This is a genomic window from Methylibium sp. Root1272, from assembly GCF_001425905.1.
In the GTDB taxonomy this organism is placed as follows: Bacteria; Pseudomonadota; Gammaproteobacteria; order Burkholderiales; family Burkholderiaceae_C; genus Methylibium.
On sequence record NZ_LMDY01000015.1, the window covers coordinates 58,756 to 85,746 of the forward strand.

Genomic DNA, 26,991 nt, shown 5'->3' on the forward strand with positions numbered 1-26,991 from the left:
GGGAAAAGAAAACGGGGCCTTGGTGTCGAAAAAGGCCCCGTTGCCCACCCAGTTACCCGGACTTTCGGGTCAGGCGCGCTGCGAAATCACCTTGTCGATCAAGCCGTAGCCGGTGGCTTCCTCGGCGGACATGAAGTAATCGCGCTCCGAGTCCGCACGGATCTTCTCCAGCGGCTGGCCGGTGCGCTCGGCCAGGATGCCGTTGAGGCTTTCGCGCAGCTTCAGGATCTCGCGCGCCTGGATCTCGATGTCGGTCGCCTGGCCCTGGGCCCCGCCCGAGGGCTGGTGGATCATCACGCGCGAGTTCGGCAGCGCGAAACGCTTGCCCTTGGCGCCGGCCGCCAGCAGGAAGGCGCCCATGCTCGCCGCGATGCCCATGCACAGCGTGGACACGTCGGGCTTGATGAACTGCATCGTGTCGAAGATCGACAGGCCGGCGCTGACCGAGCCGCCCGGCGAATTGATGTACAGCGAGATGTCCTTGTCGGGGTTCTCGCTTTCCAGGAACAACAGTTGCGCCACCACCAGGTTGGCCGTCTGGTCGTTGACCGGGCCGACCAGGAAGATCACGCGCTCGCGCAGCAGGCGGCTGTAGATGTCGTAAGCGCGTTCGCCGCGGCCCGACTGTTCGATGACGATGGGCACCATGCCCAGACTCTGTGTTTCCAGCGCGCTCATGGCACTCCTTGAATTCGACGACCTGCTCCAGATGCGGCTTGATTATGTCGCGTCAAGAGCGGGGCTCACGAGATGGCGAAAAGGCGCCGGCCTCGCGGCGCGGCGCCTGCGACAACGGTGTCGCCCGCTCAGACCATCAGCTCGTCGAACGGCAGCTGCTTGTCGCTGACCTTCGCCTTCGACAGCACGAACTCGGTGACGTTGTTCTCGACCACCAGGGCCTCGACCTCGGCCAGGCGCTGCCGGTCGCCGAAGTACCAGCGACGCACTTCCTCGGGCTTCTCGTAGCTCAGCGCCATCTCCTCGATGTGCGCACCGATCTGCTCGCCCTTGGCCTGCAACTGGTTCGCACGCACCAGCTCCGCCACCACCAGGCCCAGGCGCACGCGGCGCTCGGCCTGCTCCTGGAAGATCTCGGCCGGGATCGGCGCCTTCTCGGCGTCCTTGATGCCACGCTGCTTCAGGTCGGCGCGCGCCCCCTCGATCATCCGGTCGGTCTCGTTCTGCACCAGCGCCTTCGGCAGGTCGAGGTCGGCCACCTTGATCAGGGCTTCCATCACCGACGACTTGTTGCGGGCGATCAGGCGGTTCTTGACCTCGCGCTCGAGGTTCTTGCGGATGTCGGCACGCAGGCCCTCGAGGGTCGGATCCTTGATGCCCAGCGACTGCGCAAAGGCCTCGTCGACCTCGGGCAGATGCTGCGCCTCGATCTTCGTCAGCGTCACCAGGAAGTCGGCTTCCTTGCCGGCCACTTCCTTGCCCTGGTAGTCCTCGGGGAACTGCAGCGGGAAGGTCTTGGACTCGCCGGTCTTCATGCCGCGCACGGCCTTCTCGAAGGCCTCGAGCATGCGGCCCTCACCGAGGATGAACTGGAAGGCCTCGGCCTTGCCCCCATCGAACGGCACGCCGTCGATCTTGCCCTCGAAGTCGATCGTCACGCGATCGTCGTCGACCGCGCCTTCGCTCGCCGCGCGCTGGGCGAAGGTGCGGCGTTGCTTGCGCAGGATGTCGAGCGTCTTGTCGATCGCGGCGTCGGTCACCTCGGTGCTCACGCGGTCGATCTCGGTGGCCGCCAGGTCGCCGATCTTCACTTCCGGATAGACCTCGAAGGTCGCATCGAAGGCCAACTCGCCTTCGGGTGCGCCGTCCTTCTCGGAGATGCGCGGCGCGCCGGCGACGCGCAGCTGCGCCTCATTGGCGGCCTTGCTGAAGGCCTCGCCGACCTTGTCGTTCATCACCTCGTACTGGACCGAGTAGCCATAGCGTTGCGCGACCACGCTCATCGGCACCTTGCCGGGACGGAAGCCGTCGGCCTTGACCGTCTTGGCCAGGCGCTTCAGGCGCGTTTCGACCTCGTTCTTGATCGTGTCGGCCGACAGGGTGAGGGTGATGCGGCGCTCGAGCTTCTCGAGGGTTTCGACGGTGACAGCCATGATCTGTACTCTCTCGCTGGACTGAAGGATGCGTGTGGTGCGCGGGGCGGGACTCGAACCCGCACACCCTTGCGGGCGTCAGGACCTAAACCTGGTGCGTCTACCAATTTCGCCACCCGCGCTGGAAATTGAACAAGGGCCCGCCGGCCCTTTTTCGTCGAGTTCGGTCGAGTCCGGCGCATCGATCTGCCGATGCGTCCGATTCGGTCGGCCTGCGATTTTAGCTGGCTTCCTGATCGGGCCTCCGGACCCTGAACCACGCCGCATACATCGCCGGCAAGGCCAACAGCGTGAGCGCCGTCGCGACGATCAGGCCGCCCATGATCGCCACCGCCATCGGCCCCCAGAACACGCTGCGCGTCAACGGGATCATCGCCAGCACCGCGGCGGCGGCCGTCAGCACGATCGGACGGAAGCGCCGCACTGCCGACTCGACGATCGCCGTCCACGTCGGGACACCGCGGGCGCGATCCTGCTCGATCTGGTCGATCAGGATCACCGAATTGCGCATGATCATGCCGCTCAGAGCGATCACGCCCAGCAGGGCGACGAAGCCGAACGGCCGGCCCAGCAGCAGCAGCGCCGCCGCCACGCCGGCGATGCCCAGCGGGCCGGTCAGGAACACCAGCACCGCACGACTGAAGCTGTGCAGTTGCAGCATCAGCAGCGTGAACATGATGAACAGCATCAGCGGCGCACCGGCGGCGATCGAACCCTGGCCCTTGCTGCTCTCCTCCACCGCGCCGGCGACCTCGATCGTGTAGCCCGGCGGCATCCGCCGGCTCAACTGTTCGAGCTGCGGCCACAGCTGCGCCGTCACGGTGGCGCCCTGCAGGCCTTCGGCCACGTCGCCCTGCACGGTGATGGCGTACTGGCGCCCCTCGCGCCACAGCACACCCGGCTCCCAGGTGAAGCCGACCCGGGCGATCTGCGTCAGCGGGATCGAACGCCCGCCGGCCGTCGGCACATAGCCGTTGGCCAGGTCGGTGAGCGCGTTGCGTTCGTCGGCCGGTTGACGCAGCACGATGTCGATCAGGCGGTCGCCCTCGCGGTACTGGCCCACCGTGCTGCCGGTCAGCACCGTGCGCGAAGCCTGGGCGATGGCCTGGCTGGTGACGCCGAGCGCACGGGCCTTGTCCTGGTCCACTTCGAGCCGCAGCACCTTGACCGACTCGTTCCAGTTGTCGTTGACGCCTCGCATGCTGGCATTGCCGCGCAAGATGGCCTTGGCTTCGTCGGCCCACTGCCGCACCGCGTGCACGTCGTCGCCGATCACCCGGAACTGCACCGGATAGGGCACCGGCGGCCCGTTGGGCAGCAGCTTGACGCGCCCGCGCACCTCCGGGAACTCCTCGGCCAGCAGCGCCGGCAGCTTCTGGCGCAGCGCCTCGCGGACCGCCAGATCCTTGGGCAGAAGGATGAACTGCGAGACATTGGTCTGCGGGAACACCTGATCGAGCGGCAGGTAGAAGCGCGGCACGCCGGAGCCGACCCAGGTGGTCACGGCGTCGACCCCCGGCTCGCGCATCAGGCGAGCCTCGAAGCGCTTGGCCACCGTCTCGCTGGCCGCGTACGAGGCGCCCTCGGGCAGCCACAGGTCGACCAGGATCTCCGGGCGGCTCGAGTCGGGGAAGAACTGCTGCTGCACCCGCCCCATGCCGACGATGCCGAGCGCGAACACCAGCAGCGTCGCGCCGATGGTCAGCCAGCGATGCGCCACGCACCAGTCCAGCAGCGCGCGAAAGCGGTTGTAGAACGGCGTGTCGAACAGCTCATGCACGGCTTCGCCCGCCGCGTGCGGCTTGACTTTGAGCAGCAACAGCCCGAGGTAGGGCACGAAATAGACCGACACGGCCCAGGAGATCAACAGCGCGGCGGTGGTCACCGCGAAGATCGCGAAGGTGTATTCGCCGGTCACCGATTTCGCCAGCCCGATCGGCAGGAAGCCGGCGGCGGTGATGAGCGTGCCGGTCAGCATCGGCATCGCGGTCAGTTCGTAGGCGAATGTGGCGGCACGGACCTTGTCGTAGCCCTCCTCGAGCTTGCGCACCATCATTTCGACGGCGATGATGGCGTCGTCGACCAGCAGGCCCAGCGCGATGATCAGCGCGCCCAGCGAGATCTTGTGCAGGCCGACGCCCCAGTAGAACATCGTGACGAAGGTGATCGCCAGCACCAGCGGGATCGTGATCGCCACCACCAGCCCGGGCCGCACGTCGATGCGCAGCGGCCGGGTGTGCAGGCCCAGCGCGATGAAGCTCACCGCCAGCACCACCACCACGGCCTCCAGCAGCACCCGCACGAATTCACCCACCGAGCGCGACACCGCGCGTGGCTGGTCCTGGATCTGCGACAGCTCCACGCCGACTGGCAGGTCGGCCTGGAGCTGCGCGGTAACCGCCTGCAGGTTCTTGCCGAGCGCGATGATGTCGCCGCCGCGCGACATCGAGATACCGAGCGCGATCACCGGGCGGCCCTGATGGCGCACCTTGACGCTCGGTGGGTCCACGTAGGCACGCAGGATCGTCGCGATGTCGCCGAGCCGCAGGCTGCTCGCCGCGCCGGTGCCTGCGTTGACCGCACGGATCGGGAAGGCTCGCAGCTCGTCGATCGAATTGAACTGGCCGCCGATGCGCACCTGGACCGTCTGCCCCGAGACGTGGAAGGCGCCCGCACCCTCCACCGCGTTCTGCGCGCCCAGCTGCGCCAGCACCGCGTTCAGGTCGATGCCCAGCTGCACCAGCCGCTTCTGCGGGATCTCGACGAACACCTTCTCGGCCTGCACGCCGAACAGCTCGACCTTCGCCACGTCCGGGACCCGCAGCAGACGCGTGCGCAGCGACTCGGCGTGCTGGCGCAGCTCTTCGTCGCTGAAGCCATCGGCCGACAGCGCGTAGATCGAGCCGTAGACATCGCCGAACTCGTCGTTGAAGTACGGGCCCTGCACGCCCGAGGGCAGCTGGCCGCGCGTGTCACCCAGCTTCTTGCGCGCCTGGTACCAGACGTTGGGCACCTCGCGGGCCGGCGACGAGTCCTTGATCTGCAGCAGCGTCAACGACTCGCCGGGCTTGGTGTAGCTGCGGATCTTGTCGGCATAGGGGACCTCCTGCAGCGTGCGCTCGATCTTGTCGGTCACCTGCTCGGCCATCTGCTGTGCGGTCGCACCGGGCCAGAACGCCTGCACCACCATCACGCGGAAGGTGAACGGCGGATCCTCGTCCTGACCGAGCTGAAAGTAGGCCACGAAGCCCAGCACCATCAGCACCACCATCAGGTAGCGAGTCAGCGGGGCGTGCTCGAGCGCCCAGCGCGAGACGTTGAATCGATCCGCAGCAGGGGCGTCCATCGCGGCCCCGGATTCAGTGCGTCACCGCGGTGGCCGCCGACGCAGCGGCGGCGCTCGGCTCGGCGTAGCGCCTCACCTTCTGCCCCGGCGTCAGCACATGAACGCCAGCGGTCACCACCTCCTGGCCCGGCATCAGGCCGGCCGTCACGATCACCGCATTGCCTTCGGCCCCGCTGGCCTGCACCGGCTGGGCCTGGACCGTCATGGTCTGCGCATCGAGCAGCCACACCGAGGTCTTGCCCTGCAGTTCCACCAAGGCGCCGAGCGGCAGCTTGATGACCCCGGCGATTCGGGGCGTCTCGACGATCACGGCCGCCGTCTGGCCGAGCTTGACCTCCGCGCCCCCCACGTCCGCCTTGACCAGGAAAGTGCGCGTCGCAGCGTCGGTGGCCGCGGCGATCTCGCGCACCGTCGCCGGCAACAGTTCGCTCGAGCCCCAGGGCTGCACCTTCACCGCGCCCGCCTGTCCCTCCAGCGCTCGCACGAGCGCGAGCTTGTCCTCGGGCACCGAGAACACCGCGTCGCGCGGACCGTCCTGCGCCAGCCGCAGCACCGGAGCACCGGCGGCCACCACCTGGCCGGGCTCGGCCTCCACCGCCGTGATGACGCCGGCCGCATCAGCCCGCAGCGAGGCATAGCCGGCCTGGTTGCCCTGCACGGCCGACTGTGCGTGGGCCTGATCGAGCGTGGCGCGCGCGGCTTTCAGCGTGGCATCGCGGCGCTCGAGCTCGGCCGCACTGATGAAGCCCTGCGCCAGCAATTCCTGGTAGCGCTTGTAATCGGCCGCGGCCAGGTCGTGGCTGGCCTGGGCCGAGGACAGGGCGGCCCGCGCGCTGTCCTCACCGAGCCTCAGATCCCGGGGATCGAGCCGGGCCAGCACCTGGCCGGCCTTCACGCTGTCGCCGAGATCGACGTCGCGCTGAAGGATCTTGCCGCCGACGCGAAAGCCCAGCCGTGACTCGACGCGCGCCTTCACCTCGGCCGCGAATTCGTAGCGGCCGCCGGCCACGTCGCCCGCAACCTTCAGCGTGCGGACGGCGCGCACTGGCTCGGGCGCTGGCTCGTGCCTCGAACAGGCCACCAGGACCAGGACACACAGGGGCACCCCGGCAAAGAGAGCGCGACGAGAAAACGGCAGGCGCATGTCGAACCCTTGAACGGCAGCTGGACGAGACAGGAGTAAGGCCTCTGGAACCCTGAAAACCTGGCTCCGCGGTCATTAATGACTGACTGGTCAGTAATATACGAGCAGGCTTGTGGGCATGTCAACGCAGCCTGCGAACGCCGAAGGTGTCATGCCCGGTGCCAGCGTGGACAATGCGGCCGCACGGCAGCATGCAGGCCCCGATGAGCGTCGATCACTACGAGAACTTCCCTGTCGCCTCCATGCTTTGCCCCCCGGCCCTGCGGCCGGCCGTGACGGCGATCTACCACTACGCCCGCACGGCGGACGACCTGGCCGACGAGGGCGATGCGCCCGCTGCGCAAAGACTCGCCGACCTCGCGGCCTATCGCGCCGACCTGCACGCCGTCGCCTCCGGCGCGGCGCCCTCACCGCGCTGGGCCGCGGTGTTCGGACCGCTGGCCGAAGCGATCGCGCGACACGCCCTGCCACTGCCGCTGCTGGAAGCCCTGCTCAGTGCCTTCGCGCAGGACGTGGTGCAGACCCGCTACACGGACCGCGCCGAGCTGCTGGACTATTGCCGCCGCTCGGCCAACCCGGTGGGCCGACTGCTGCTGCACCTGTATGGCGTTCACGATGCCGACAGCCTGCAGCGCTCCGATGCGATCTGCAGCGCGCTGCAACTGATCAACTTCTGGCAGGACCTCAGCGTCGACCTGCCGCGCGGCCGGCTCTACCTCCCGCTCGACCAGTGCGCGGCCCACGGCGTCGACGAGGCCGCGCTGTTCATGCAGCACGACAGCGTCGCGAGCCGGGCGCTCGTGCAATCGCAGTGCCAGTGGGCGCGAGCGCTGATGCTGGGCGGTGCGCCGCTGGTCCACCGCCTGCCGGGGCGGGCCGGCTGGGAGCTCCGTGGCGTGGTGCAGGGCGGCCTGCGGATCCTCGACAAGATCGAGGCCCTTCGGTTCGAAACATTGCGCCAGCGGCCGCGGCTCGGGACGATCGACGGACCGCTCATCGTCTGGCGTGCCTGCTGCATGCGTTCACGCGGCTGAGGGCCACCGGCGCGGCCGGCGGCCGATGTGACAATCCGCTGAACTGCCGCTCCGCCCTGCCTGCCCCGCCCTCGCCCCATGACGCCCCAACAGTACGTGCAGGACAAGGCCGCTGCGAGCGGGTCGAGCTTCTACTACGCCTTCCTGTTCCTGCCGCCGCCGCGCCGCGCCGCCATCACCGCCTTCTACGCGTTCTGCCGCGAGGTCGACGACGTCGTCGACGAGGTCTCCGACCCCGGCGTCGCGGCCACCAAGCTGGCCTGGTGGCGCAAGGAGGTGGCCGAGGCCTTCATCGGGCAGCCGCACCACCCGGTGTTGCAGGCGCTGATGCCGCACGTGGCCGACTACGGCATCCGTGCCGAGCACCTGAACGCCGTGATCGACGGCTGCGAGATGGACCTCACGCAGACCCGCTACCTCGACGACGCGGCGCTGCAACGCTATTGCCACCTGGTGGCCGGCGTGGTCGGCGAGGTCGCCGCCAGCATCTTCGGCTGCGAGCCCGGGCGGCCGCTGAGCGACGGCACGCGGCGCTACGCCCACACGCTGGGCCGGGCCTTCCAGCTCACCAACATCATCCGCGACGTCGGCGACGACGCGCGCCGCGGCCGCATTTATTTGCCGGTGAGCGAACTGCAGCGCTTCGACGTGAAGGCGCACGAACTGCTCAAGCGCGAGGCGCCCTGGGGCTACAGCGAGCGCTTCACGGCGCTGATGAAGTTCCAGGCCGAACGCGCGCACCGGCTCTACGACGAGGCCTTCGCGGCACTGCCCGACGGCGAGCGCCGCGCGCAGCGGCCGGGACTGATGATGGCGGAGATCTACCGCACGCTGCTGCGGGAGATCGAGACCGAGGGCTTCCAGGTGCTGCACCAGCGCGTCGCGTTGACACCGCTGCGCAAGCTGTGGCTGGCGTGGAAGACCAACTGGAAAGAACGTTGACCCCCCCCGTTGCGGCTGCGCCGCTCCCCCCCGAGGGGGACGCCGCTGGCGGACCGGCGGAGCCGGATCCGCGGCGTCTGCGCGATGGCCTCGGTGTCCTGCCGGAGGGCGGACGGTCAGGCCCCATTGCCGACGTGCGCGCATGACGACGGCGCTGCGCGTCGCGATCGTCGGGGGCGGTTGGGCCGGGTTGGCTGCGGCCGTGGAGGCGCGCTCGCTCGGCCACCAGGTCATGGTGGCCGAGATGGCGCCGACGCTCGGAGGTCGCGCACGGCGGCTGCCGCCGTCGGTCGACGGTCTGGCGCTCGACAACGGCCAGCACATCCTGATCGGCGCGTACAGCGCGACGCTGTCGCTGCTGCGAACGGTAGGAATCGACGAGCGCGCGGTGCTCCGGCGCCTGCCCCTGACCTTGATCGATGCGCAAGGCCGCGGCCTGTCGTTGCCGCCCGGCCCGGCGCTGCCGGGCTTCGTGCGCGGCGTGCTCTCAGCCCAGGGTTGGTCGCTGGGCGAACGGCTCGCGTTGCTGCGCGCGGCCGGAGGCTGGCTGCTGCGCGGCTTCCGTTGCGATGAGCACCTGACGGTCGCGACCCTCACGGACTCGCTGCCCGTCGCGCTGCGCCGCTCGCTGATCGAGCCGCTGTGCGTCGCCGCGCTCAACACGCCAGCGCAACAGGCCAGCGCGCAGGTGTTCCTGCGCGTGCTGCACGACGCGCTGTTCGCCGGCTCCGGCGCTTCGGACCTGCTGCTGCCGCGCGTGGACCTCGGCGCACTGTGGCCGGACGCCGCTGCCGCCTGGTTGAGCACCCGCGGGGCCGCGCTGCACACCGGGCGGCGCGTGAACGCGATCGAGCCCGTCGCCGGTGGCTGGCAGGTCGATGGCGCGCCGTTCGATCGCGTGGTGCTGGCTTGCAGCGCGGTCGAGGCCGCACGACTCGCCGCGCCGCACGCGCCGGCGTGGGCCGAGCAGGCGGCCGCGCTGCGCTATGAGCCAATCGTCACGGTGCTGCTGCAGGCACCCGGGGTCTGCCTGCCGGCGCCGATGCTGGCGCTGGACGCCCGCGACGCGGCGTCGCCGGCGCAGTACGTGTTCGATCTCGGCCAGTTGCGCGACGCCGCGCGCGAGCCGGGCGCACCGGGCACGCTGGCCTTCGTCATCAGCGGCGCGGCCGACGCCATCGCGCGCGGGCTGGACGAGACGGCCGAAGCAGTGCGCATGCAGGCTACGGCGCAGCTCGGCGTCTTGCTGCCGTGCGAGCCCCGGCTGCTGCGAGTGCTCAGTGAGAAGCGCGCCACTTTCCTCTGCACGCCCGCTCTGCGGCGCCCTGGCGGTAGCATCGCCGCGGGGCTGCTCGCCGCGGGCGACTATGTCGACGGGCCCTACCCCGCCACGCTCGAGGGCGCGATGCGCGCCGGCCAGGCTGCGGCACATGCGCTGTCGCGATCGAAGCCTGCGGGCATGCCGACGGCCTCGCGCAGCGGGCCCTAGAGTTCGATCACCTCGCCGGCCGCGGTGATGAAGGCCGCACGCACGCGATCGCCCGGCTGCAGGGACTGCACGGCCTCGCGGTAACCGGCCAGTTGCTCCCGGTAGGCTTCGATCGCCTGCGGTGCGTGCTGCAGCTTGTAGTCGAGCACCCACCACTCCGGGCCTGCGGGCGTGTGCAACGCCACCAGCCGGTCGATGCGCAGCGCGGCGCCGTGCCACGCGATCGCCACCTCGTTGCCCGACCAGTGCAGGGCCTCTCGATCGAAGAAGCGCGCGCAGGCCGCACTGCCCAACACTGCCCGCGCCAGCGCGGCCACGCGCGGCGCGGCATCGGCCGGCAACGCGAACTCGGTGGCCGCGGCCGCCGCGGCGCCGTCGAGCGCGCCGGCGACCGGCAACCATTCGAGCACGCGGTGCACCGCGCGGCCGAGTTGCGCGGCTTCGCCGTCCGCGTCTGCCGCCGACGGATCGGCACGCTCGGCGACGAGGTGGACGCGCGGCAGCGCAAGCAGCACCACCGGGCTCTCGACAGACCCGGCGGGCCCTGCCGCACCACCGGCATCGCCCACCGGAGGGACGACGTCCGCGCCGGCTTCGGCAAGTCGCTGCCAGGCGTTCTGTCCAGGCGCCGCGCGGAACGGGGCGGTCGCGCTGAAGGCGAGCCGCTCGCGGGCCCGGGTCATCGCCACGTAGAGCGCATTGAGCTCCTCGCGCGCGCGCCCCTCCTGCTCGGCCGACATCAGGGCGCGCAGCGACGGCGGGCAACGCGACTCACTGGCGACGAAGGCACAGCAATGGGGGTACGCCGCATCGGCCGGCCAGTCGATCAGCAGGGTCGCGGTCTCCGCCTTCGGCGCCTCCGGCATGGTGTCGATCACGAACACCGCGCGCGCCTCCAGGCCCTTGGCGCCATGGATCGTCAGCAACTGCACCGCGTCGGCCGCGCTCTGCGGCGGCAGCAGCACGCGCCGGCGCCTGAGCGCGCGCACGAAGTTGTAGGGCGTGGCATGGCGCGCACCGTCGAGCAGCAGCGACTGCGCCAGCAGCGCATCGATGGCCGCGAGCGCCAGCGAGCGCCCCGCGGGCGGCACGACGGCGGCATAGCGCTCGCGCACCTCGCCCTCGGCGACGATGCGGTCGAGCAGGTCGTGCGGCGGCAGCGCCGCCGCGGCCGCCATCCAGCCGGGCCACAGCGCACGGGCACGGTCGAGGGCGGTGCTGCCCGCGCCCGCGCCGCGCAGCAGCACCTCGCTCCACGCGAGCCGCTCGGTCCGCGCCGCCTGCGCGAGCACCACCAGGTCGTCGTCGCTCGCACCGAACACCGGGCTTTTCAGCGCCTGCGCGAACGACAGGTCGTGCGACGGTGACGCCAGCGCATCGAGCAGCGCGACCAGATCGCGCACCTCGGGTGCCCCCATCAGCTCGCGCTTCTCTGGCGTGGCGTGGGGAATGCCGCGTTCTCGCAGCGCCTGCGCCACCAGCGCCAGCGGGGCCCGCTTGCGGCACAGCACCTGGATGTCGCCCGGCGCCAGCCCTTCGCCCAGCAGGCCGGCAATGCCGGCCGCCACCTGCTCCGCCTCGACTCGCCGCAGCACTTCTTCGGGTTCAGTGCGCGGCGTGGTGAGGCTGTCGCGCCAGCCCCCGGCGGCGACCGCCGGGCCACCCTTCTCCGGCCGCGGCACCGCCGGCAACAACAGCACCGCGCCGGGCGGCTCGCTCACGTCGGTGGTGTGTGGGCGGAAGTCGTCGAACTGTCCGCCATCCTGCGCACGATCGAACACCGCATTCAGCACTGCCAGCACCCGCGGCGCGTTACGGCGGGTGTGATCGCAGGCCAGGTGGGCGCCATCCAGCGCGGCGACGACGAAGTCGCGCGCCTGCGCGAAGACACGCGGGTCGGCCCGACGGAAGCGGTAGATGCTCTGCTTCGGATCGCCGACGATGAAGACCGACAAGGGCCGCTGGCCGCTGCCGCCGCCGCCCGCGCCAGCGTAGCCGCTGAGCCAGGCATCGAGCGTGCGCCATTGCAGCGGACTGGTGTCCTGGAACTCGTCGATCAGCAGGTGGCGCACGCGCGCGTCCAGGCGCTCCTGGACCCAGCCCGCCAGCTCGGCATCGGCCAGCAGGTGCTCTGCACAGGCCTCGAGATCGGCCATGTCGGCGAGGCCGCGGTCGCGCTTGAGCTCTCGGTAGCTGGTGAGCAAGACACGAGCCAGCCGGACCATGCGCGCATGCGCAAGATGCGCCGCCTGCTGGGCGGCGGCCTCGGCGATGCGCCGCAGCACGTCGGCCACATCGTTCAGGCCCGGCGCGTCGGTCTGCTTGCGCAACTCGCCGGTCTTGGTGAACAAGGCCTGCCAGGCCGCGCCGAAGGCCGCCGACGGATCGGCTTCGATGCCAGCCAGCGCCTGCTCGAGGGCGCTGCCCGCATCTCGCGACTTCTTGCCCCCGGCCGCCCCCAGCGCCGCCGCCACGGCGGACAGCGACATCCGGATGTCCGGCTGCGCCAGCCAGTCGGCGGGATGGGTCAGTCCATCGAACTGCGGCCACAGCGCCGCGGCCGATGGCACGCTGGTTTCCAGCACGCCCGCGGCGTCGGCCCGCTCGATCTCGACCCGCTGGTCGAGCGCGGCCTCGAGCCACTGCTGCGCCACGTGGCGCCCGCGGTCATGCACCAGCGCCGCGAAATCCTCGCGCAGGGCCGCATCGCCCGATACGGCCGACAGGAAACGCCGCCAGTAGTGCGGCTGCAAATCGCTGCGGTCCTCGAGCAGGTCGACCTCGGACTGCAGGCCCAGCGGCTGCAGCAGCGCCAGCGGCGCGGCGCGCAACAACTGGCTGAACCAGCCGTGGAAGGTGCGAATCTCGACCAGCCGCCCACCGGACAGCAGCTCCCCGTACAGCGCAGCCAGCCGAGGCACGAGCACGCCAGCCTCCTGCCGCGTGCAGCCGCGATCGACCAGTGCCTGCTCGCGCTGCGCGTCGTCGCACAGTGCGAACTCGTGCAGCCAGTCCTGCAGGCGCTCACGCATCTCGCCCGCGGCCTTGCGGGTGAAGGTGATGGCCAGGATCTCCTGCGGCGCCGCGCCGTCGAGCAGCGCACGCAGGATGCGCGACACCAGCATCCAGGTCTTGCCGGCACCGGCGCAGGCCTCGACGACGACGCTGCGGCGCGGGTCGCAGGCCACGCGGTAGAACGCCGGCGGTGCCACCAGCGCGCCGTCGATGCGGTAGGCGAACGCCGCCGCCGTCATGCCCGGTCCTCGCGCCAGTGGTCGCGCCGGCACAGGCCGCGCGCGCTGCAATGCTCGCAGGCGCTGCCCTCGCCCAGCGCCGGCATCGGCGCGCCGGCCTGCAGGCGCGCGAAGTCAGCCGCGATGCCTTCGAGCAGGAGCGCGGCGCTGGCGGCCACGTCGGGATGCGCCAGCAGCTTCACGCCCTCGCGCCCATCGAGCGACAGGTAGGCGGCCTGCACGCCGCCTGACGGGATGCCGCGCGACGCGTCCAGCAGCGCGACGTAGAACGGCAGCTGGGTGTCCTCGAGCGGCTGCCGCAGGCGCTCGCGCAGCGTGGTCTCGCTGGTGGTCTTGTAGTCGAGGATGCGATGCGCACCCTGGCCGCCCTCGCCCGGCACGGCATCGACGCGGTCCAGCGTGCCGCGCAGGCGCACGCCGGTAGACGCCGGCGCCGGCAGCTGCGCGCGCAGTTCGAGTTCGGTATCGATCACGTTCGCGCCCAGCGCCTCTTCGGCATGCCACCAGGCGAGGTAGCGCGGCAACAGATCCTCGAACCACACGGCGAACGGCAGGAAATCGGCATCGTCGCGTGCCAGCAGCGCCTGCTGCGCGCGGGCGATGCCCAGCAGCAAGGCGGCATCGTCCTGCGGCGCGCCGGGCAGCCGCTGGCGGTGGAAGTCCTGCAGCACCGCATGCAGCCAGGTGCCGTAGTCGCGCTTGTCGACGGCGTCATCGAGTTCCTCGGCCTCGGCCAGGCCCAGCAGGCGCTGCGCGAAGAAGCGATAAGGGCAGGCGCGCAGCGCCTCGTAGGCCGTGGCGTTGAGCGAGTCGGGCAACAGCGCCGGAGCGACCGGCAAGGGGCGCGCCAGTGGGCGGCACATGACGGTGAGCGATGTCCTCGGCTCAGGGACGGATCGAATGGCATCCCGTCCGTCGAACTGCAGCTGCAGCAGCAGCGGGCTGGCCTGCAGCGGCTCGGCCCCGTCGCGGCGGCGGTGCAGCAGTGTGAGTCGAGGCACCCGCAGCAGCTGCGCGAACGCCCGTCGCTCGTGTTCGCGACGCTGCGTGCTCGACGGCAGGCCGAGTTCCGCCGCCAGCAAGTCGCCCAGCAAGGCCTGCGGCGGCGGCACCGCGCCGAGATGCGCCGCGTCGGCACCCGGGCACACCACCGCCGCGAACGGACGCAGCATCGCGCGCGCCAGCGGCGTGAGGATCACCGGCGCCGCGCCGCCGAGGCTGGGCGAAGGCGGTTCGAACGAAACCGACTCCAGCACGCCGTCGACCCAGTCGCGCAAACCGTCGGCATCGAAGCGCACTCGTGCCGACTGCTCTGCCCAGGCGCTGCCGGCTGCGGGCTCGGCGCGGCACCGCAGCGCATCGATGACCTGTCGCCCTGCGGCGTCGTCCAGCAGGGTGGCCCACAGCCCGGCGCGCAGCAGCGCCTCGCGCAGACGGGACAGCCACTCGCCCAGCGCCAGGCGGCGGGTCGCGCGCAAGGGTTCGCCGATCGCGAGCCACTGCTGCCAGAGCGCAAGCGCGGCGGGCTCGAGACGCGCCTCGTCGACCTGCCGCAACGCGGTGATGCCGTCGCGGCGCCACGCGGCATCGAGCGCCGCAGCGCCGTCCACCGGCACCGGCGCCGAGGCCAGCCAGTCGAGCAGGTCGTCGGTCGCGGCACGCGGATGCACCGCGCGCAGCAGACCCATGACGCCGGCACCGGCCCGGGTGGTCGACAGCTTCCAGCCCGTCTCGTCGTTCACCGGCACCTGCTGCCGCTCGAGCAGCGCGCGCACGCGCCGCAGCAGCACGCGGTCGAGCGCCACCAGGGCCACCGGCTGCTCGCCCTGCGCCAGGTGAGCCAGCACCTGCGCCGCCGCGCGCTGCGCCTCGTCCTCGAAGTCGTCGCACTCGCTTACATGCACCGTGCCGGGCGCGCCGCGGAGACCGGGGACGCGCAGATCGGCATCGAGCCACAGCACCGGGACCAACGACGCGGCCAACAAGGATTCGACCAGCGGATCGGAGGCGCCGACCCGCAACGCGACCCAGGCCGCCGGCCTCAAGGCGTGGAGCGCATCGGCGCCCGTCGTGGACGCCGTGTTCGACCATTCGAGCGCGAGCCGCGCCAGCGCGCGTTCCTGCTGGGCTGGCCCGGTGAGAGCGGCCAGCAGCGCACGCGCCCGCTCGAGCCAGGCCGCGCGATGGGCCGGCGGCAGCGCCAGTCGCGCGCGCGCCAGGGCCTGCGCGGTGTCGTTCAGGCGCGCGACGGCGAGCGCGAAGCCACGCGGATCGCGACGCGGCCAATCCGGAACCTGCTCGCGCAGCAGGTGTGTGGCCTGCAGCGGATCGGCCACCGGATCGAAAGCCAACTCGCCCGATGCGGCCGGCTGCGGAGGGCCGAGCGAGCGCAGCAGGGTCTGCGTCGTTTCGAAACGCGGCATCCAGGGCGCGTGGTCGAGCGCCAGCCAGGCGGCCCGCGCCAGCGGAAGGTGCTGGGCAAAGGGCAGCAGCACGACGACATCCCGCGATGCGAGGGCCTCGCAGCGCGAAAACGCCGCGATCTCGCGCACCAGGCGCGTCCAGCACGCGGCGACCGCCAGGCCGGCGTCGGGCGGCGTGTCCTCGGCGGCAGGGTCCGGTGTCGGATTCAGGGGCGGGATCCTTCTATCGCCCCCATAGCGTGCAGGGCCGGCGCCGCGCGGCGCGCCAGGGGGCCTTGTGTCAAAATCATTGTGCCCTGGAAGCTCGTGCGAACTGCGCACGACAGGCGGCAGCTGAAGGACCCATGATGGCCAGCGAACTGATCAAACACGTCTCCGACGCGTCGTTCGACGACGACGTGCTCAAGTCCGGTACCCCCGTGCTGGTCGATTACTGGGCCGAGTGGTGCGGCCCTTGCAAGATGATTGCCCCCATCCTCGACGAGGTCGCAAAGGACTACGGCAGCAAGCTGCAGATCGCGAAGATGAACGTCGACGAGAACCGCGACGTGCCGGCGAAGTTCGGCATTCGCGGCATTCCGACGCTGATGCTGTTCAAGGACGGGCAACTGGCCGCCACCAAGGTCGGTGCCCTGAACAAGTCGCAGTTGACCGCATTCCTCGACGGCCACCTATAATCGCTGCAAACGTGCCGGGGTGAGGCCACCCGCCTGCCCCGAGCACCAGCGAGATTGCCGCCACGCTGCATCCAGCGCGTGGAGCCGGCACCCCCTCCCAGAACACCAGTCTTACCGTCGATCGCATGGCGATCGACACCGACCGCGAGCGGTCCGGGCCCTACCTAGCGCCTGCGATCGCCCGACTCCGGTGGCGCCCGTTTTCCGGGTGGTCACGCTTGCCCCAGAGGTGCGCTTCATGCATCTATCCGAACTCAAAGCCCAGCACATATCCGAACTGATCAAGGTCGCCGAAACCTTGGAGATCGAGAACAGCGCCCGCATGCGCAAGCAGGAGCTGATGTTCGCGATCATGAAGAAGCGCGCCAAGCAGGGCGAGCAGGTGTTCGGCGACGGTGTGCTCGAGGTGCTGCCTGACGGCTTCGGCTTCCTGCGCTCGCCCGAGGCCAGCTACCTCGCGAGCACCGACGACATCTACCTCAGCCCCAGCCAGATCCGCCGCTTCAACCTGCACACCGGCGACATGATCGAGGGCGAGGTGCGCGTCCCCAAGGACGGCGAGCGCTACTTCGCACTGGTGAAGGTGGACATCGTCAACGGCATCACGCCGGAGGAGAACAAGCAGAAGATCATGTTCGAGAACCTGACACCCTTGTTCCCCAAGGAGCAGTTCAAGCTCGAGCGTGACATCAAGGCCGAAGAGAACATCACCAGCCGCATCGTCGACCTGATCGCCCCGCTGGGCAAGGGCCAGCGGGCGCTGCTGGTGTCGGCCCCGAAGAGCGGCAAGACGGTGATGATGCAGAACCTCGCGCACGCCATCACCGCCAACTACCCGGAAGTGCACCTGATCGTGCTGCTGGTCGACGAGCGGCCCGAGGAAGTGACCGAGATGCAGCGCACCATCCGCGGCGAGGTCATCAGCTCCACGTTCGACGAGCCCGCGGCGCGCCACGTGCAGGTCGCCGAGATGGTGATCGAACGCGCCAAGCGCCTGGTCGAACTGAAGAAGGACGTGGTGATCCTGCTCGATTCGATCACTCGCCTGGCGCGCGCCTACAACAACGTGCTGCCCTCCTCCGGCAAGGTGCTGACCGGCGGCGTCGATGCCAATGCGCTGCAGCGCCCGAAGCGCTTCTTCGGCGCCGCGCGCAACATCGAGGAAGGCGGCTCGCTGACCATCATCGGCACCGCGCTGGTCGACACTGGCAGCCGGATGGACGAGGTGATCTACGAGGAGTTCAAGGGCACCGGCAACTGCGAGATCCACCTGGACCGCCGCATGGCCGAGAAGCGCGTCTACCCGTCGATCCTGCTGAACAAGTCGGGCACCCGTCGCGAGGAACTGCTGCTCAAGCCCGAGATCCTTCAGAAGACCTGGATCCTGCGCAAGCTGCTCTATTCGATGGACGAGATCGAGGCGATGGAATTCATCCTCGACAAGATGAAGGCCACGAAGACCAACCTCGACTTCTTCGACATGATGCGCCGCGGCGGCTGAGCCCCTGGCTTAAGTCGTTGATGCGTGGCATAATTTCAGGCTTTCGCCATGGCGGAAAGTGCGTCGCGTCGCCACAGTGGCAACGCAGCGTGGCTCCCGCACCCAGACCCTGCGAGGATTCGAGATGAAAGACGGCATTCACCCCAGCTACCGCGACGTGTGCTTCGTGGACCTCTCCAACGGCTTCAAGTTCGTGACGCGCTCCTGCGCCCAGACCCGCGAAACCGTCAAGATGGACGACGGCCGCGAGCTGCCGCTGTTCAAGCTCGAGACCACCAGCGAATCGCATCCGTTCTACACCGGCACCCAGAAGAGCGTCGACTCCCTGGGCGGTCGCGTCGAGAAGTTCCGCAACAAGTTCGCGCACCTCGGCGCCAAGAAGTGACGGCGGTTCGCACACGCGCAAAGGCAGCCTCGGCTGCCTTTTTTGTTGCCGGCTCGAGACCCCCGCTCGCGGCCCGGCCGGACGCAGCCGCCTTCGGTGCCCCCGCTTTACGTTCGCGCCCGCGGCTTTTGCTGCAAGATGCGGCGTCGTCGCTGTCACCGCCCTTGCCGTCTTGAGCACCCCCACCCCTGCCCTCGTCTCGCAGCGTGCCGCCGAGCGCCTGCCACGCAGCGCGCTGCTGCTGTTCTGTGCCGCCTATGTGTTGCCCGGCCTGTTCGGACGCGACCCCTGGCGCAACGCCGACATCACCGCCTTCGGCTACATGCTCAGTCTGGCGCAGGGCGGTGCCGACCTGCTGACGCCCTCCATCGCCGGCCTGCCGGCCGATGGCGCGCTGCTGCCCTACTGGCTCGGCGCATCGGCCATCCATCTGTTCGGCGGGCTACTCGACCCGGCACTCGCGGCCCGGCTGCCGTTCGCGCTGCTGCTGGTCGGCGTGCTGGTCTTCACCTGGTACGGCACCTACCACCTGGCACGCACCGACAACGCCCAGCCGCTGCCCTTCGCCTTCGGCGGCGAGGCCAACCCGGTCGACTACGCGCGTGCCATCGCCGACGGCGCCCTGCTCGCCTTGATGGCCACCCTCGGTCTGCTGCAACTGGGGCATGAAACCACGCCGGAGTTGATGCAGTTGTTCGCCGCGGCGCTGTTCTTCTATGCGATGGCGGCCAGCGTCTCGCGCCGCTGGCAATCGCGCGTGGCCCTGCTGCTGGCCCTGCCGGTGCTGGCCGCCAGCGGGGCACCCGCGATCGGGCTGGGCTTCGCGCTGGTCGGCGTCGCCGTGTGTCTGCGCTCGAGCTATCCGCTGGCCCGGCCGTTCGCGCTCTGGATCGCCGTGGCCGCTGCTTTGGCGGCCGCCATCGCCCTGGCGATCGGCGCCTGGGCATGGCGGCTCGACACGCCGGATGCCAGCCAGCTCGTGCAGTTGCTGGCCTGGTTCGCCTGGCCGGCCTGGGCGATGGCGGGCTGGACGCTGTGGCGCTGGCGGGCGCACCTGATGCACCGGCACATCGCGGTACCCGCTACCGCAGCGGCCGTGGCGCTGGTCGCGTGCATCGGCATGGGCGGCTCCGACCGGGCGCTGATGCTGGCCTTGCCGCCGCTCGCCGCGCTGTCGGCCTTTGCCCTGCCGACCCTGCAGCGCAGCGTGTCGGCCGCGATCGACTGGTTCTCGGTCGCGTTCTTCAGCATCGCCGCCATCGCGGTGTGGGTCGTCTACGCTGCGCTGCAGACCGGCGTGCCGGCGAAGACCGCCTCCAACATCGCCCGCCTGGTGCCTGGGTACCAAAGCAGCTTCTCGTCGTTCGCACTGCTGACCGCCGTTGCCGGCACGCTGGCGTGGATGCTGCTCGTGCGCTGGCGCACCGGCCGCCATCGCCCCGTGCTCTGGAAGAGCCTGGTGCTGCCGGCGGGGGGTCTGAGCCTGTGCTGGCTGCTGGCCATGACCCTGCTGTTGCCGGTGCTGGACTACGCGCGCAGCGACCGCCCGCTGGTCGAGCGCATCGCGCAGCATGTCCCGAGCGACGCCTGCATCGCCACGGTCGGCCTGCCACGGGCCCAGTTGGCGGCGCTGGAGTACCACGGCGGCTGGCGCGTCGAGGCGCATGCGATCGCGCCGCAGGGCGGCTGCGAATTCCTGCTGACCACGGCCCGCGCCAACGCCGTGACCTCGACGCTGGCGCGACCCGGCTGGAAGCTGCTGGCGCGCGAACGCCGACCGACCGATCGCGCGGAGCAGACCGTCGTCTACCGGCGCGATCTCGCGAGTTCCGCTCAGTGAGCGGCGCGGGCGCGACCGGCCGCATCGCACGCCACGCCTCGTCGATCCTGGTCGGTCAGGTGGCGGCGATCGGCTACACCGTGGCCGACACGGTGATGACCGGCCGACACGACAGCACCGACCTCGCGGCACTGTCGATCGGGGCCGCGGTCTACATCTGCGTCTACATCGCGCTGACCGGCGTGCTGCAGGCGCTGATCCCGGTGGTAGGCCACCACCACGGCGCGGGCGACCGCGAAGGAATCCGCCGCAGCTTCCAGCAGGGCGTGTGGCTGGCGCTGTCGATCGCGCTGCCGGGCATGGCGCTGCTGCTGTTCCCCGGTTTCGCGCTGTCCTGGGCCCAGACCGATGCCGCGGTGCTGGAGCGCGTGCAGTCCTACCTCGGCTGGCTGGCCTGGTCGTTGCCGGCGGGCCTGCTGTTCCGCGTCTACAGCGGACTCAACCAGGGCCTGTCACGACCGTTGCTGGTCACCTTGCTCCAGTTGATGGCGCTGGGCCTCAAGCTGCCACTCAATGCCTGGTTGATCTTCGGCGGCGCCGGTGTGCCAGCGCTTGGTGTGGCCGGCTGCGCGATCGCCACGCTGATCGTGCAGTGCACGCTGGCGGGCGTGGCCGCGCTGATGCTGTTGCGCCATCCAGCCTATCGCGAACTGCAGTTGTTCGCCGGCTGGTCGCGCCCGCGCTGGGCCACGCAGCGCGAACTCCTGCGGCTCGGCCTGCCCAGTGGTGCGGCGCTGTTCTTCGAGGTGACGGGCTTCGCGCTGATGGCCGTGTTCATCGCCCGCCTGGGCACCACGCCGCTGGCCGGGCACCAGATTGCCGCCAACGTGGCGGCGGTGCTGTACATGCTGCCGCTGTCGATCGGCATCGCCACCGGCGCTCAGGCCTCGCAGGCACTCGGCGCCGGCGATCGCGCGCAGGCGCGGCGGATCTGCCGGCAGGGACTGGTGCTTGCACTGGCGCTGGTGGCGCTGCTCGGTGCGCTGCTGGTCGTGCTGCGCGGCCCGCTCGCGCGCGCCTACAGCCCGGACGTCGCCGTGCAGGCCATGGCCGCGCAGTTGCTGCTGTTCGTCGCAGCGAGTCAGGTCGCCGACGCCACGCAATGCATCGCATCCTTCGCGCTGCGCGCCTACCGCGTCGCGCTGCTGCCGGCGCTGAGCTATGCGGTCGGACTGTGGGGGATCGGCCTGGCCGGCGGCGCCTTCCTTGCCTTCAGCCCGCCGCCGAACTGGCCACCCGTCCTGTCAGGGCCGGCTGCGTTCTGGCTGGCCAATGTGGTAGCCCTCGGCAGCGTCAGCGCACTGCTGCTGGCCTTGCTTCAGCGCGTGTCGGCCGTCACGTCGCGCGCGGAAGCCGCTGCGTCGACGGCCACCTGAAGCGGCGTCCCCGTCGCCACGAGACGCAAACGTGCGGCCGGGAAGACGAGGCGGAAGGTCGAACCCTTGCCGGGCTCGCTCTGCACGTCGAGCTCGCCGCCATGGCGCTGCGCGACGTGCTTCACGATCGACAGGCCCAGCCCGGTGCCGCCGGTGTCGCGCGAGCGGCTGCCGTCGACCCGGTAGAAGCGCTCGGTGAGGCGCGGGAGGTGCTCGCGCTCGATGCCCGGGCCCGTATCCCTGACAGCGAACTCGCCGCTGCCATCGGCCAGCCGGCGCCAACCGATGTCGATGCGCCCGCCCTCGGGGGTGTAGCGCACCGCGTTGTTGGCCAGATTGGTGAGCGCGCTCAGCAACTCCGTTTCCGCACCGGCAATCTGCGCGCTGTCGTCGCCGGCGAGCGTCAGCGTGTGCCGGCCCCGAGACAGCGTACGGGCATCGGCCTCGACCAGTTGCAGCAGTCTCGATACCGCGATCCAGCGATCGGCCGCCGGCCGCGGGCTGCCTTCGAGCTGAGCCAGGGTCAGCAGGTCGCTCACCAGCGTCTGCATGCGCTGGGCCTGCTGGCCCATCAGCACGAGCACGCGACGCGACTCGACTTCGGTCAGCGGCAGCGTGCTCATGGTCTCGATGAACCCCGACAGCACCGTCAGCGGCGTGCGGATCTCGTGCGACACGTTGGCCACGAAATCGCGGCGCATCGCATCGGCCCGCTCGCGCTCGGTGATGTCCTGCGACAGCACCAGCTTCATGCCCTCGCCATAGTCGCGCACCAGGACCGACAGCGTGCCCAGCCCGTTCGGACTGGGGAAGACCACCGCTTCCCTGTAAACGCCGGCCTGCAGGTAGGCCACGAAGGCCGGTGCGCGAACGAGGTTGGTGATGCGCTGGAGTCGGTCGCGCTGCGGATCGAGACCGAAATGCGAGGCGGCAACCGAATTGCACCAGTCGATCTGCCCGTTGACATCGAGCATCAGCACGCCGTTCGGCGAGGCCTCGATCGCCTCGAGGAACTGTCCGAGCCGCGCCTTCTCCTGCACCGTGCTGCGCTCGCGCGCACGCATGCCGCGCTCGACGCGGTAAGCGATCTCGCCCCAGAAGCCGGCGTCACGCGGCGCGTCGGTGTCCTGCGAGCCGCGCAGCCAGGCGATGAGCCGCGCGCCGCGCAAGGTGTCGACGGCCGCGATCAGGCCGATCGCCAGCGCACCGCCCAGCAAGGCGCCGAGGATCGGCGCACGCACCGCCGCTCCGGCCACGTAACCGGTCGTCCCGCCCAGCAGCAAGGCGACCAGGCAGGAGAAGAGGCGCGGAAGCAGCCAGGTCAAGTGGACTCACCCCGCTCGCCACCGGCAGCTCAGGCCGCCGCGGCCACCTGCTGCGTCAGGCGATAGCCGGCGCCCCGCACCGTCTCGATCATCGACGAGCAGGCCACCGGCGCCAGGGCCTCGCGCAGGCGCTTCACGTGCACGTCGACCGTGCGCTCCTCGATGAAGACGTGGTCGCCCCACACGCGGTCGAGCAGTTGGGCGCGGCTGTGCACGCGCTCAGGATGCGTCATCAGGAAATGCAGCAGGCGGAATTCGGTGGGGCCGATCTTGACTTCCTGCTCGCCGCGCGCCACCCGGCGCGTCGATGGATCCAGTCGCAGCACGCCCAGCTCGACGGCACTGTCGAGCGCCTCCGGCGCCTTGCGGCGCAGCACCGCGCGGATGCGTGCCATCAGTTCGTGGGTCGAGAAGGGCTTGGTCAGGTAGTCGTCGGCACCGGCGTCGAGGCCGGCCACCTTGTCGCCCTCTTCCGCGCGTGCCGTCAGCATGATGACCGGCAGCTCCTTGGTGCGGCTCTCGCCGCGCCAGCGCTTCGCGAGCGCCAGGCCCGACTGCCCCGGCAGCATCCAGTCCAGGATCACCAGATCGGGCAGCACGCTGTCGATCGCGAGCTGGGCCTGGTCGGCGGTGGCCGCGATCGTCACTTCGTAGCCGGCATGCCGCAGGTTGATCGAAATCAGCTCGGCGATCGCCGACTCGTCTTCCACCACCAGCACTCGGCTCATCGTTCGCTCCTTGTGAGGGTCACTTGACCATCGACTCCACGGTCTCGACGGGGTTGTGCCGCACGTCGGTGCCCTTGACGATGTAGATGATCTGTTCGGCCAGGTTCTTGGCATGGTCGCCCACGCGCTCGATCGCCTTGGCGACGAACACCAGGTCGATGCTCGACGAGATGGTGCGCGGATCTTCCATCATGAAGGTGATGAGCTTGCGCATCAGGCCCTCGAACTCCTGGTCGATCTGGTCGTCCTGCTTGATCACCTCGATTGCCTTCTCCACGTCGAGGCGCGCGAAGGCATCGAGCGACTTGCGCAGCAGCGCAATCGCCAGCGTGGCCTCGAAGGACACATCGGAGACCGGCAGCCGCAGACGGCTCGACACGCCGGTGTTCACCAGCCGCTGCACGGTGCGCGCCACGCGCGCCGCCTCGTCGCCGACGCGCTCGAGGTTGCCGATGGTCTTGCTCACGGCAGTCAGCAGGCGCAGGTCACGCGCCGTCGGCTGGCGCCGCGCGATGATGCTGGAGAGGTCGCGGTCGATGTCGAGTTCCATCTGGTTGACCTTCTCCTCCTGCAGCAGGACCTGGCTGGCCGTCTCGCTGCTGAAGTTGGTCAAGGCGTACATCGCCTGCGCCACCTGCGACTCGACCAGACCACCCATCTCGAGCACACGGGTGGAGATGCCGCTGAGCTCGCTGTCGAACTGCGTCGAAAGATGCTTGTCGCTCATGTTCTTGCTCCCTGGCTCAGCCGAAGCGGCCGGTGATGTAGTCCTCGGTGTCCTTCTTCTTGGGCTTCATGAAGAGCTCCGAGGTCGGGCCGAACTCGATCAGGTCGCCCAGGTACATGTAGGCGGTGTAGTCCGAGCAGCGTGCGGCCTGCTGCATGTTGTGCGTGACGATCACGACCGTGTAGTCCGACTTCAGTTCGTGGATCAGCTCCTCGATCTTGCCGGTGGAGATGGGGTCGAGCGCCGAGCAGGGTTCGTCGAGCAACAGCACTTCCGGCTTGATCGCGATGCCGCGAGCGATGCACAGGCGCTGCTGCTGACCGCCCGACAGGCCGGAGCCGCTCTGGCCCAGCTTGTCCTTGACCTCGTTCCACAGCGCAGCCTTCTTCAGCGCCCACTCTACGCGCTCGTCCATCTCCACGCGCGGCAGGGTCTCGAACAGCTTCACGCCGAAGGCGATGTTGTCGTAGATCGACATCGGGAACGGCGTGGGCTTCTGGAACACCATGCCGATCTTGGCGCGGATCAGCGAGACATCGTCCTTCGAGGTCAGGATGTTGTCACCGTCGAGCAGGATCTGCCCCTCCGCGCGCTGCTCGGGATAGAGCTCGAACATGCGGTTGAAGGTGCGCAGCAGCGTCGACTTGCCGCAGCCCGACGGCCCGATGAAGGCCGTGACCTTGTTCTCGGGGATGTCGAGGTGGATGTTCTTCAGCGCGTGGAAGTGGCCGTAGTAGAAATTCAGGTTGCGCACCGCGAGCTTGGGCTTCTCGGTCACGGGCAGTTCGACTTTGACGTCCATGTCGAGTCCTTGGTCAGTGTTTGTTGCGGAACAGCACGCGTGCCAGGATGTTGAGCACCAGCACGCCGATCGTGATCAGGAAGACCCCCGCCCACGCCAGCTTCTGCCAGTTCTCGTACGGGCTCAGCGCGAACTTGAAAATCGTGACCGGCAGGCTGGCCATCGGCTGGTTCAGGTCGGTGGTCCAGAACTGGTTGGACAGCGCGGTGAACAGCAGCGGAGCAGTCTCACCGGCGATGCGGGCGATGGCGAGCAGCACGCCCGTCATCACGCCGGCGCGGGCCGACTTCAGCGTCACGGTCATGATGACCTTCCACTTCGGCGTGCCCAGCGCATAGGCCGCCTCGCGCAGCGAGTTCGGTATCAGGCTGAGCATGTTCTCGGTCGTGCGGATCACCACCGGGATCACGATCAGCGCCAGCGCCAGCACACCGGCCCAACCCGAGAAACTCTTCAGCTGGGCCACGACGACCGAGTAGATGAACAGGCCGATCACGATCGACGGCGCCGACAGCAGGATGTCGTTGATGAAGCGCGTGACGCTGCCGAGCCAGGTCTTCTGGCCGTACTCGGCCAGGTAGACCCCGGCCAGCACGCCGACCGGCGTGCCGATGGCCGTCGCGAGCGACACCATCAGCAGCGAGCCGAAGATCGCGTTCGCCAGACCACCGGTCTCGGCCTGCGGCGGCGGCGTCATCTCGGTGAACAGCGACAGCGCGAGCCCGCCCACGCCCAGGCGCACCGTCTCGATCAGGATCCAGATCAGCCAGAACACGCCGAAGGCCATGGCGGCCAGCGACATGACCAGCGCGATGGCGTTGATGCGCTTGCGGCTGGCATGCTTGCTCAGTCGCGAGGCCTGCAGGGCGGACACCCCGGAATTTGCGATGCTGCTCATGAGCGGCTCCCCTCGCCCTTCTTCAATTGCGCCAGCAGCAGCTTCGAGCAGGCTAGCACGACGAAGGTGATGAAGAACAGGACCAGGCCGAGGTAGATCAACGAGGCCTGGTGCAGGCCCTCGCCAGCTTCGGCGAACTCGTTGGCCAGGGCCGACGTGATGCTGTTCGCCGCTTCGAACAGCGACAGCGAGTTGAGCTGGTTGAAGTTGCCGATGACGAAGGTGACCGCCATCGTTTCACCCAGCGCACGGCCCAGCCCCAGCATGATGCCGCCGATGACGCCGGTCTTGGTGTAGGGCAGCACCACCTTGGAAACCACCTCCCAGGTGGTGGAGCCGAGGCCGTAGGCCGACTCCTTGAGCATCGGCGGCGTGACCTCGAACACGTCGCGCATCACCGAGGCGATGAAGGGAATGATCATGATCGCCAGGATGATCCCGGCCGACAGGATCCCGATGCCCACCGGCGGACCGCTGAACAGCGAGCCCAGCACCGGCACGCCTTCGAATGCGCCCTGGAGCGGCTGCTGCACGTAGGTGGACAGGATGGGGGCGAACACCAGCAGCCCCCACATGCCGTAGACGATGGACGGCACGGCAGCCAGCAGTTCGATCGCCACGCCGAGCGGCCGCTTCAGCCAGCCGGGCGAGAGTTCGGTCAGGAACAGCGCGATGCCGAAGCTCACCGGCACGCCGATCAGCAGCGCGATGAACGAGGTCATCACGGTGCCGTAGATCATCACCAGACCACCGTACTGGTTCTGGACCGGATCCCACTCGCTGCGCCACAGGAAGCTCAGTCCGTATTCCTGAATGGCCGGCCCGGCGCCGATGATCAGCGACACGATGATGCCGACCAGCAGGCCGAGGGTCAGGATGGCTGCCGCGTGCGCGAGCACCGAGAACACGGTGTCGGCCCAGGGCGCCGCCTTGCGCACGACCGGCGGCCGATCCTGCGGGTCGGATCGTTCCATCTTGTTTTGATCGGG

Annotated in this window: 20 protein-coding genes and 1 tRNA gene; 8 read left to right on the forward strand and 13 right to left on the reverse strand. The window is 69.6% G+C overall.

Annotation, left to right across the window (positions count from 1 at the left end):
* Positions 1-69: 69 nt before the first annotated feature.
* From clpP to ASC67_RS14525, 5 genes are all read right to left on the reverse strand, one after another.
* On the reverse strand, positions 70-678 hold the full coding sequence (gene clpP / locus ASC67_RS14505; protein WP_056322411.1) for an ATP-dependent Clp endopeptidase proteolytic subunit ClpP: 609 nt from the start codon (positions 676-678) through the stop codon (positions 70-72).
* A gap of 128 nt (positions 679-806) precedes the next feature.
* Complete coding sequence (gene tig, locus ASC67_RS14510; protein ID WP_056322413.1) at positions 807-2,111, reverse strand: trigger factor; 1,305 nt, start codon at positions 2,109-2,111, stop codon at positions 807-809.
* Between the two features lie 35 nt (positions 2,112-2,146).
* Positions 2,147-2,233, reverse strand: a tRNA-Leu gene (locus ASC67_RS14515).
* 98 nt (positions 2,234-2,331) lie between these two features.
* Positions 2,332-5,457 carry an efflux RND transporter permease subunit gene (locus ASC67_RS14520; protein ID WP_056322417.1) on the reverse strand — a complete coding sequence of 1,042 codons (3,126 nt, stop codon included), beginning with the start codon at positions 5,455-5,457 and terminating at the stop codon, positions 2,332-2,334.
* Positions 5,458-5,470: 13 nt separating this feature from the next.
* Positions 5,471-6,601: an efflux RND transporter periplasmic adaptor subunit gene (locus ASC67_RS14525; protein WP_056322420.1), complete on the reverse strand. Its 1,131-nt coding sequence runs from the start codon at positions 6,599-6,601 to the stop codon at positions 5,471-5,473.
* 203 nt (positions 6,602-6,804) lie between these two features.
* Between ASC67_RS14525 and hpnC the strand changes: the two genes are divergently transcribed.
* From hpnC to hpnE, 3 genes are all read left to right on the forward strand, one after another.
* The gene (hpnC, locus tag ASC67_RS14530) at positions 6,805-7,635 is read left to right on the forward strand and encodes a squalene synthase HpnC (RefSeq protein WP_156466783.1); all 831 of its coding nucleotides are present in this window, start codon (positions 6,805-6,807) and stop codon (positions 7,633-7,635) included.
* A gap of 78 nt (positions 7,636-7,713) precedes the next feature.
* On the forward strand, positions 7,714-8,577 hold the full coding sequence (gene hpnD / locus ASC67_RS14535) for a presqualene diphosphate synthase HpnD (RefSeq protein ID WP_056322426.1): 864 nt from the start codon (positions 7,714-7,716) through the stop codon (positions 8,575-8,577).
* A 142-nt stretch (positions 8,578-8,719) separates the two neighbouring features.
* Positions 8,720-10,066, forward strand: coding sequence for a hydroxysqualene dehydroxylase HpnE (gene hpnE / locus ASC67_RS14540; protein WP_056322431.1), 1,347 nt, complete (start codon positions 8,720-8,722; stop codon positions 10,064-10,066).
* Here hpnE and ASC67_RS14545 read toward each other — a convergent pair.
* Positions 10,063-13,320, reverse strand: a complete 3,258-nt coding sequence (locus ASC67_RS14545; protein WP_056322434.1) for an exodeoxyribonuclease V subunit beta — start codon at positions 13,318-13,320, stop codon at positions 10,063-10,065. The genes hpnE and ASC67_RS14545 overlap by 4 nt on opposite strands.
* Positions 13,317-15,815, reverse strand: a complete 2,499-nt coding sequence (locus ASC67_RS14550; protein WP_156466784.1) for a PD-(D/E)XK nuclease family protein — start codon at positions 15,813-15,815, stop codon at positions 13,317-13,319. The genes ASC67_RS14545 and ASC67_RS14550 overlap by 4 nt, the downstream gene beginning before the upstream one ends.
* A 275-nt stretch (positions 15,816-16,090) precedes the next feature.
* Here ASC67_RS14550 and trxA point away from each other — a divergent pair, with 275 nt between their 5' ends.
* The 5 genes from trxA to ASC67_RS14575 all read left to right on the forward strand — a co-directional run bounded on the left by trxA (position 16,091) and on the right by ASC67_RS14575 (position 21,522).
* The gene (gene trxA / locus ASC67_RS14555; RefSeq protein ID WP_056323163.1) at positions 16,091-16,420 is read left to right on the forward strand and encodes a thioredoxin TrxA; all 330 of its coding nucleotides are present in this window, start codon (positions 16,091-16,093) and stop codon (positions 16,418-16,420) included.
* Between the two features lie 238 nt (positions 16,421-16,658).
* A complete protein-coding gene (gene rho, locus ASC67_RS14560) occupies positions 16,659-17,921 on the forward strand; it encodes a transcription termination factor Rho (protein ID WP_036229752.1) in 1,263 nt (420 codons plus the stop codon).
* Positions 17,922-18,045: 124 nt separating this feature from the next.
* Positions 18,046-18,306, forward strand: coding sequence for a type B 50S ribosomal protein L31 (locus ASC67_RS14565; RefSeq protein WP_036229732.1), 261 nt, complete (start codon positions 18,046-18,048; stop codon positions 18,304-18,306).
* 172 nt (positions 18,307-18,478) lie between these two features.
* On the forward strand, positions 18,479-20,146 hold the full coding sequence (locus tag ASC67_RS14570; RefSeq protein WP_056322440.1) for a glycosyltransferase family 39 protein: 1,668 nt from the start codon (positions 18,479-18,481) through the stop codon (positions 20,144-20,146).
* Positions 20,143-21,522: an MATE family efflux transporter gene (locus ASC67_RS14575; RefSeq protein WP_056322443.1), complete on the forward strand. Its 1,380-nt coding sequence runs from the start codon at positions 20,143-20,145 to the stop codon at positions 21,520-21,522. Before ASC67_RS14570 ends, ASC67_RS14575 begins: the two co-directional genes overlap by 4 nt.
* Here ASC67_RS14575 and phoR read toward each other — a convergent pair.
* The 6 genes from phoR to pstC are packed head-to-tail and all read right to left on the reverse strand — an operon-like array spanning position 21,465 to position 26,976.
* Positions 21,465-22,847: a phosphate regulon sensor histidine kinase PhoR gene (gene phoR, locus ASC67_RS14580; RefSeq protein WP_056322446.1), complete on the reverse strand. Its 1,383-nt coding sequence runs from the start codon at positions 22,845-22,847 to the stop codon at positions 21,465-21,467. The two genes, ASC67_RS14575 and phoR, sit on opposite strands and share 58 nt — an antisense overlap.
* A gap of 29 nt (positions 22,848-22,876) precedes the next feature.
* The gene (gene phoB, locus ASC67_RS14585; protein WP_056322450.1) at positions 22,877-23,575 is read right to left on the reverse strand and encodes a phosphate regulon transcriptional regulator PhoB; all 699 of its coding nucleotides are present in this window, start codon (positions 23,573-23,575) and stop codon (positions 22,877-22,879) included.
* A 19-nt stretch (positions 23,576-23,594) separates the two neighbouring features.
* Positions 23,595-24,302, reverse strand: coding sequence for a phosphate signaling complex protein PhoU (phoU, locus tag ASC67_RS14590; protein ID WP_056322455.1), 708 nt, complete (start codon positions 24,300-24,302; stop codon positions 23,595-23,597).
* A gap of 16 nt (positions 24,303-24,318) precedes the next feature.
* Positions 24,319-25,104 (reverse strand): phosphate ABC transporter ATP-binding protein PstB, encoded by a 786-nt coding sequence (pstB, locus tag ASC67_RS14595; protein ID WP_011828874.1) that lies wholly within the window; start codon positions 25,102-25,104, stop codon positions 24,319-24,321.
* Positions 25,105-25,117: 13 nt separating this feature from the next.
* Entirely contained in the window at positions 25,118-26,002 is an 885-nt protein-coding gene (gene pstA, locus ASC67_RS14600) for a phosphate ABC transporter permease PstA (RefSeq protein ID WP_056322458.1), read from the reverse strand.
* A complete protein-coding gene (pstC, locus tag ASC67_RS14605; RefSeq protein WP_056322461.1) occupies positions 25,999-26,976 on the reverse strand; it encodes a phosphate ABC transporter permease PstC in 978 nt (325 codons plus the stop codon). Before pstC ends, pstA begins: the two co-directional genes overlap by 4 nt.
* Between the last annotated feature and the right edge of the window lie 15 nt (positions 26,977-26,991).

What these genes read in the sequence shown, in the direction of transcription:
- clpP (WP_056322411.1), bottom strand. Translation starts at nt 678, where the DNA reads ATGAGCGCGCTGGAAACACAGAGTCTGGGCATGGTGCCCATCGTCATC.
- tig (WP_056322413.1), bottom strand. Translation starts at nt 2,111, where the DNA reads ATGGCTGTCACCGTCGAAACCCTCGAGAAGCTCGAGCGCCGCATCACC.
- ASC67_RS14520 (WP_056322417.1), bottom strand. Translation starts at nt 5,457, where the DNA reads ATGGACGCCCCTGCTGCGGATCGATTCAACGTCTCGCGCTGGGCGCTC.
- ASC67_RS14525 (WP_056322420.1), bottom strand. Translation starts at nt 6,601, where the DNA reads ATGCGCCTGCCGTTTTCTCGTCGCGCTCTCTTTGCCGGGGTGCCCCTG.
- hpnC (WP_156466783.1), top strand. Translation starts at nt 6,805, where the DNA reads ATGAGCGTCGATCACTACGAGAACTTCCCTGTCGCCTCCATGCTTTGC.
- hpnD (WP_056322426.1), top strand. Translation starts at nt 7,714, where the DNA reads ATGACGCCCCAACAGTACGTGCAGGACAAGGCCGCTGCGAGCGGGTCG.
- hpnE (WP_056322431.1), top strand. Translation starts at nt 8,720, where the DNA reads ATGACGACGGCGCTGCGCGTCGCGATCGTCGGGGGCGGTTGGGCCGGG.
- ASC67_RS14545 (WP_056322434.1), bottom strand. Translation starts at nt 13,320, where the DNA reads ATGACGGCGGCGGCGTTCGCCTACCGCATCGACGGCGCGCTGGTGGCA.
- trxA (WP_056323163.1), top strand. Translation starts at nt 16,091, where the DNA reads ATGGCCAGCGAACTGATCAAACACGTCTCCGACGCGTCGTTCGACGAC.
- rho (WP_036229752.1), top strand. Translation starts at nt 16,659, where the DNA reads ATGCATCTATCCGAACTCAAAGCCCAGCACATATCCGAACTGATCAAG.
- ASC67_RS14565 (WP_036229732.1), top strand. Translation starts at nt 18,046, where the DNA reads ATGAAAGACGGCATTCACCCCAGCTACCGCGACGTGTGCTTCGTGGAC.
- phoB (WP_056322450.1), bottom strand. Translation starts at nt 23,575, where the DNA reads ATGAGCCGAGTGCTGGTGGTGGAAGACGAGTCGGCGATCGCCGAGCTG.
- phoU (WP_056322455.1), bottom strand. Translation starts at nt 24,302, where the DNA reads ATGAGCGACAAGCATCTTTCGACGCAGTTCGACAGCGAGCTCAGCGGC.
- pstB (WP_011828874.1), bottom strand. Translation starts at nt 25,104, where the DNA reads ATGGACGTCAAAGTCGAACTGCCCGTGACCGAGAAGCCCAAGCTCGCG.
- pstA (WP_056322458.1), bottom strand. Translation starts at nt 26,002, where the DNA reads ATGAGCAGCATCGCAAATTCCGGGGTGTCCGCCCTGCAGGCCTCGCGA.
- pstC (WP_056322461.1), bottom strand. Translation starts at nt 26,976, where the DNA reads ATGGAACGATCCGACCCGCAGGATCGGCCGCCGGTCGTGCGCAAGGCG.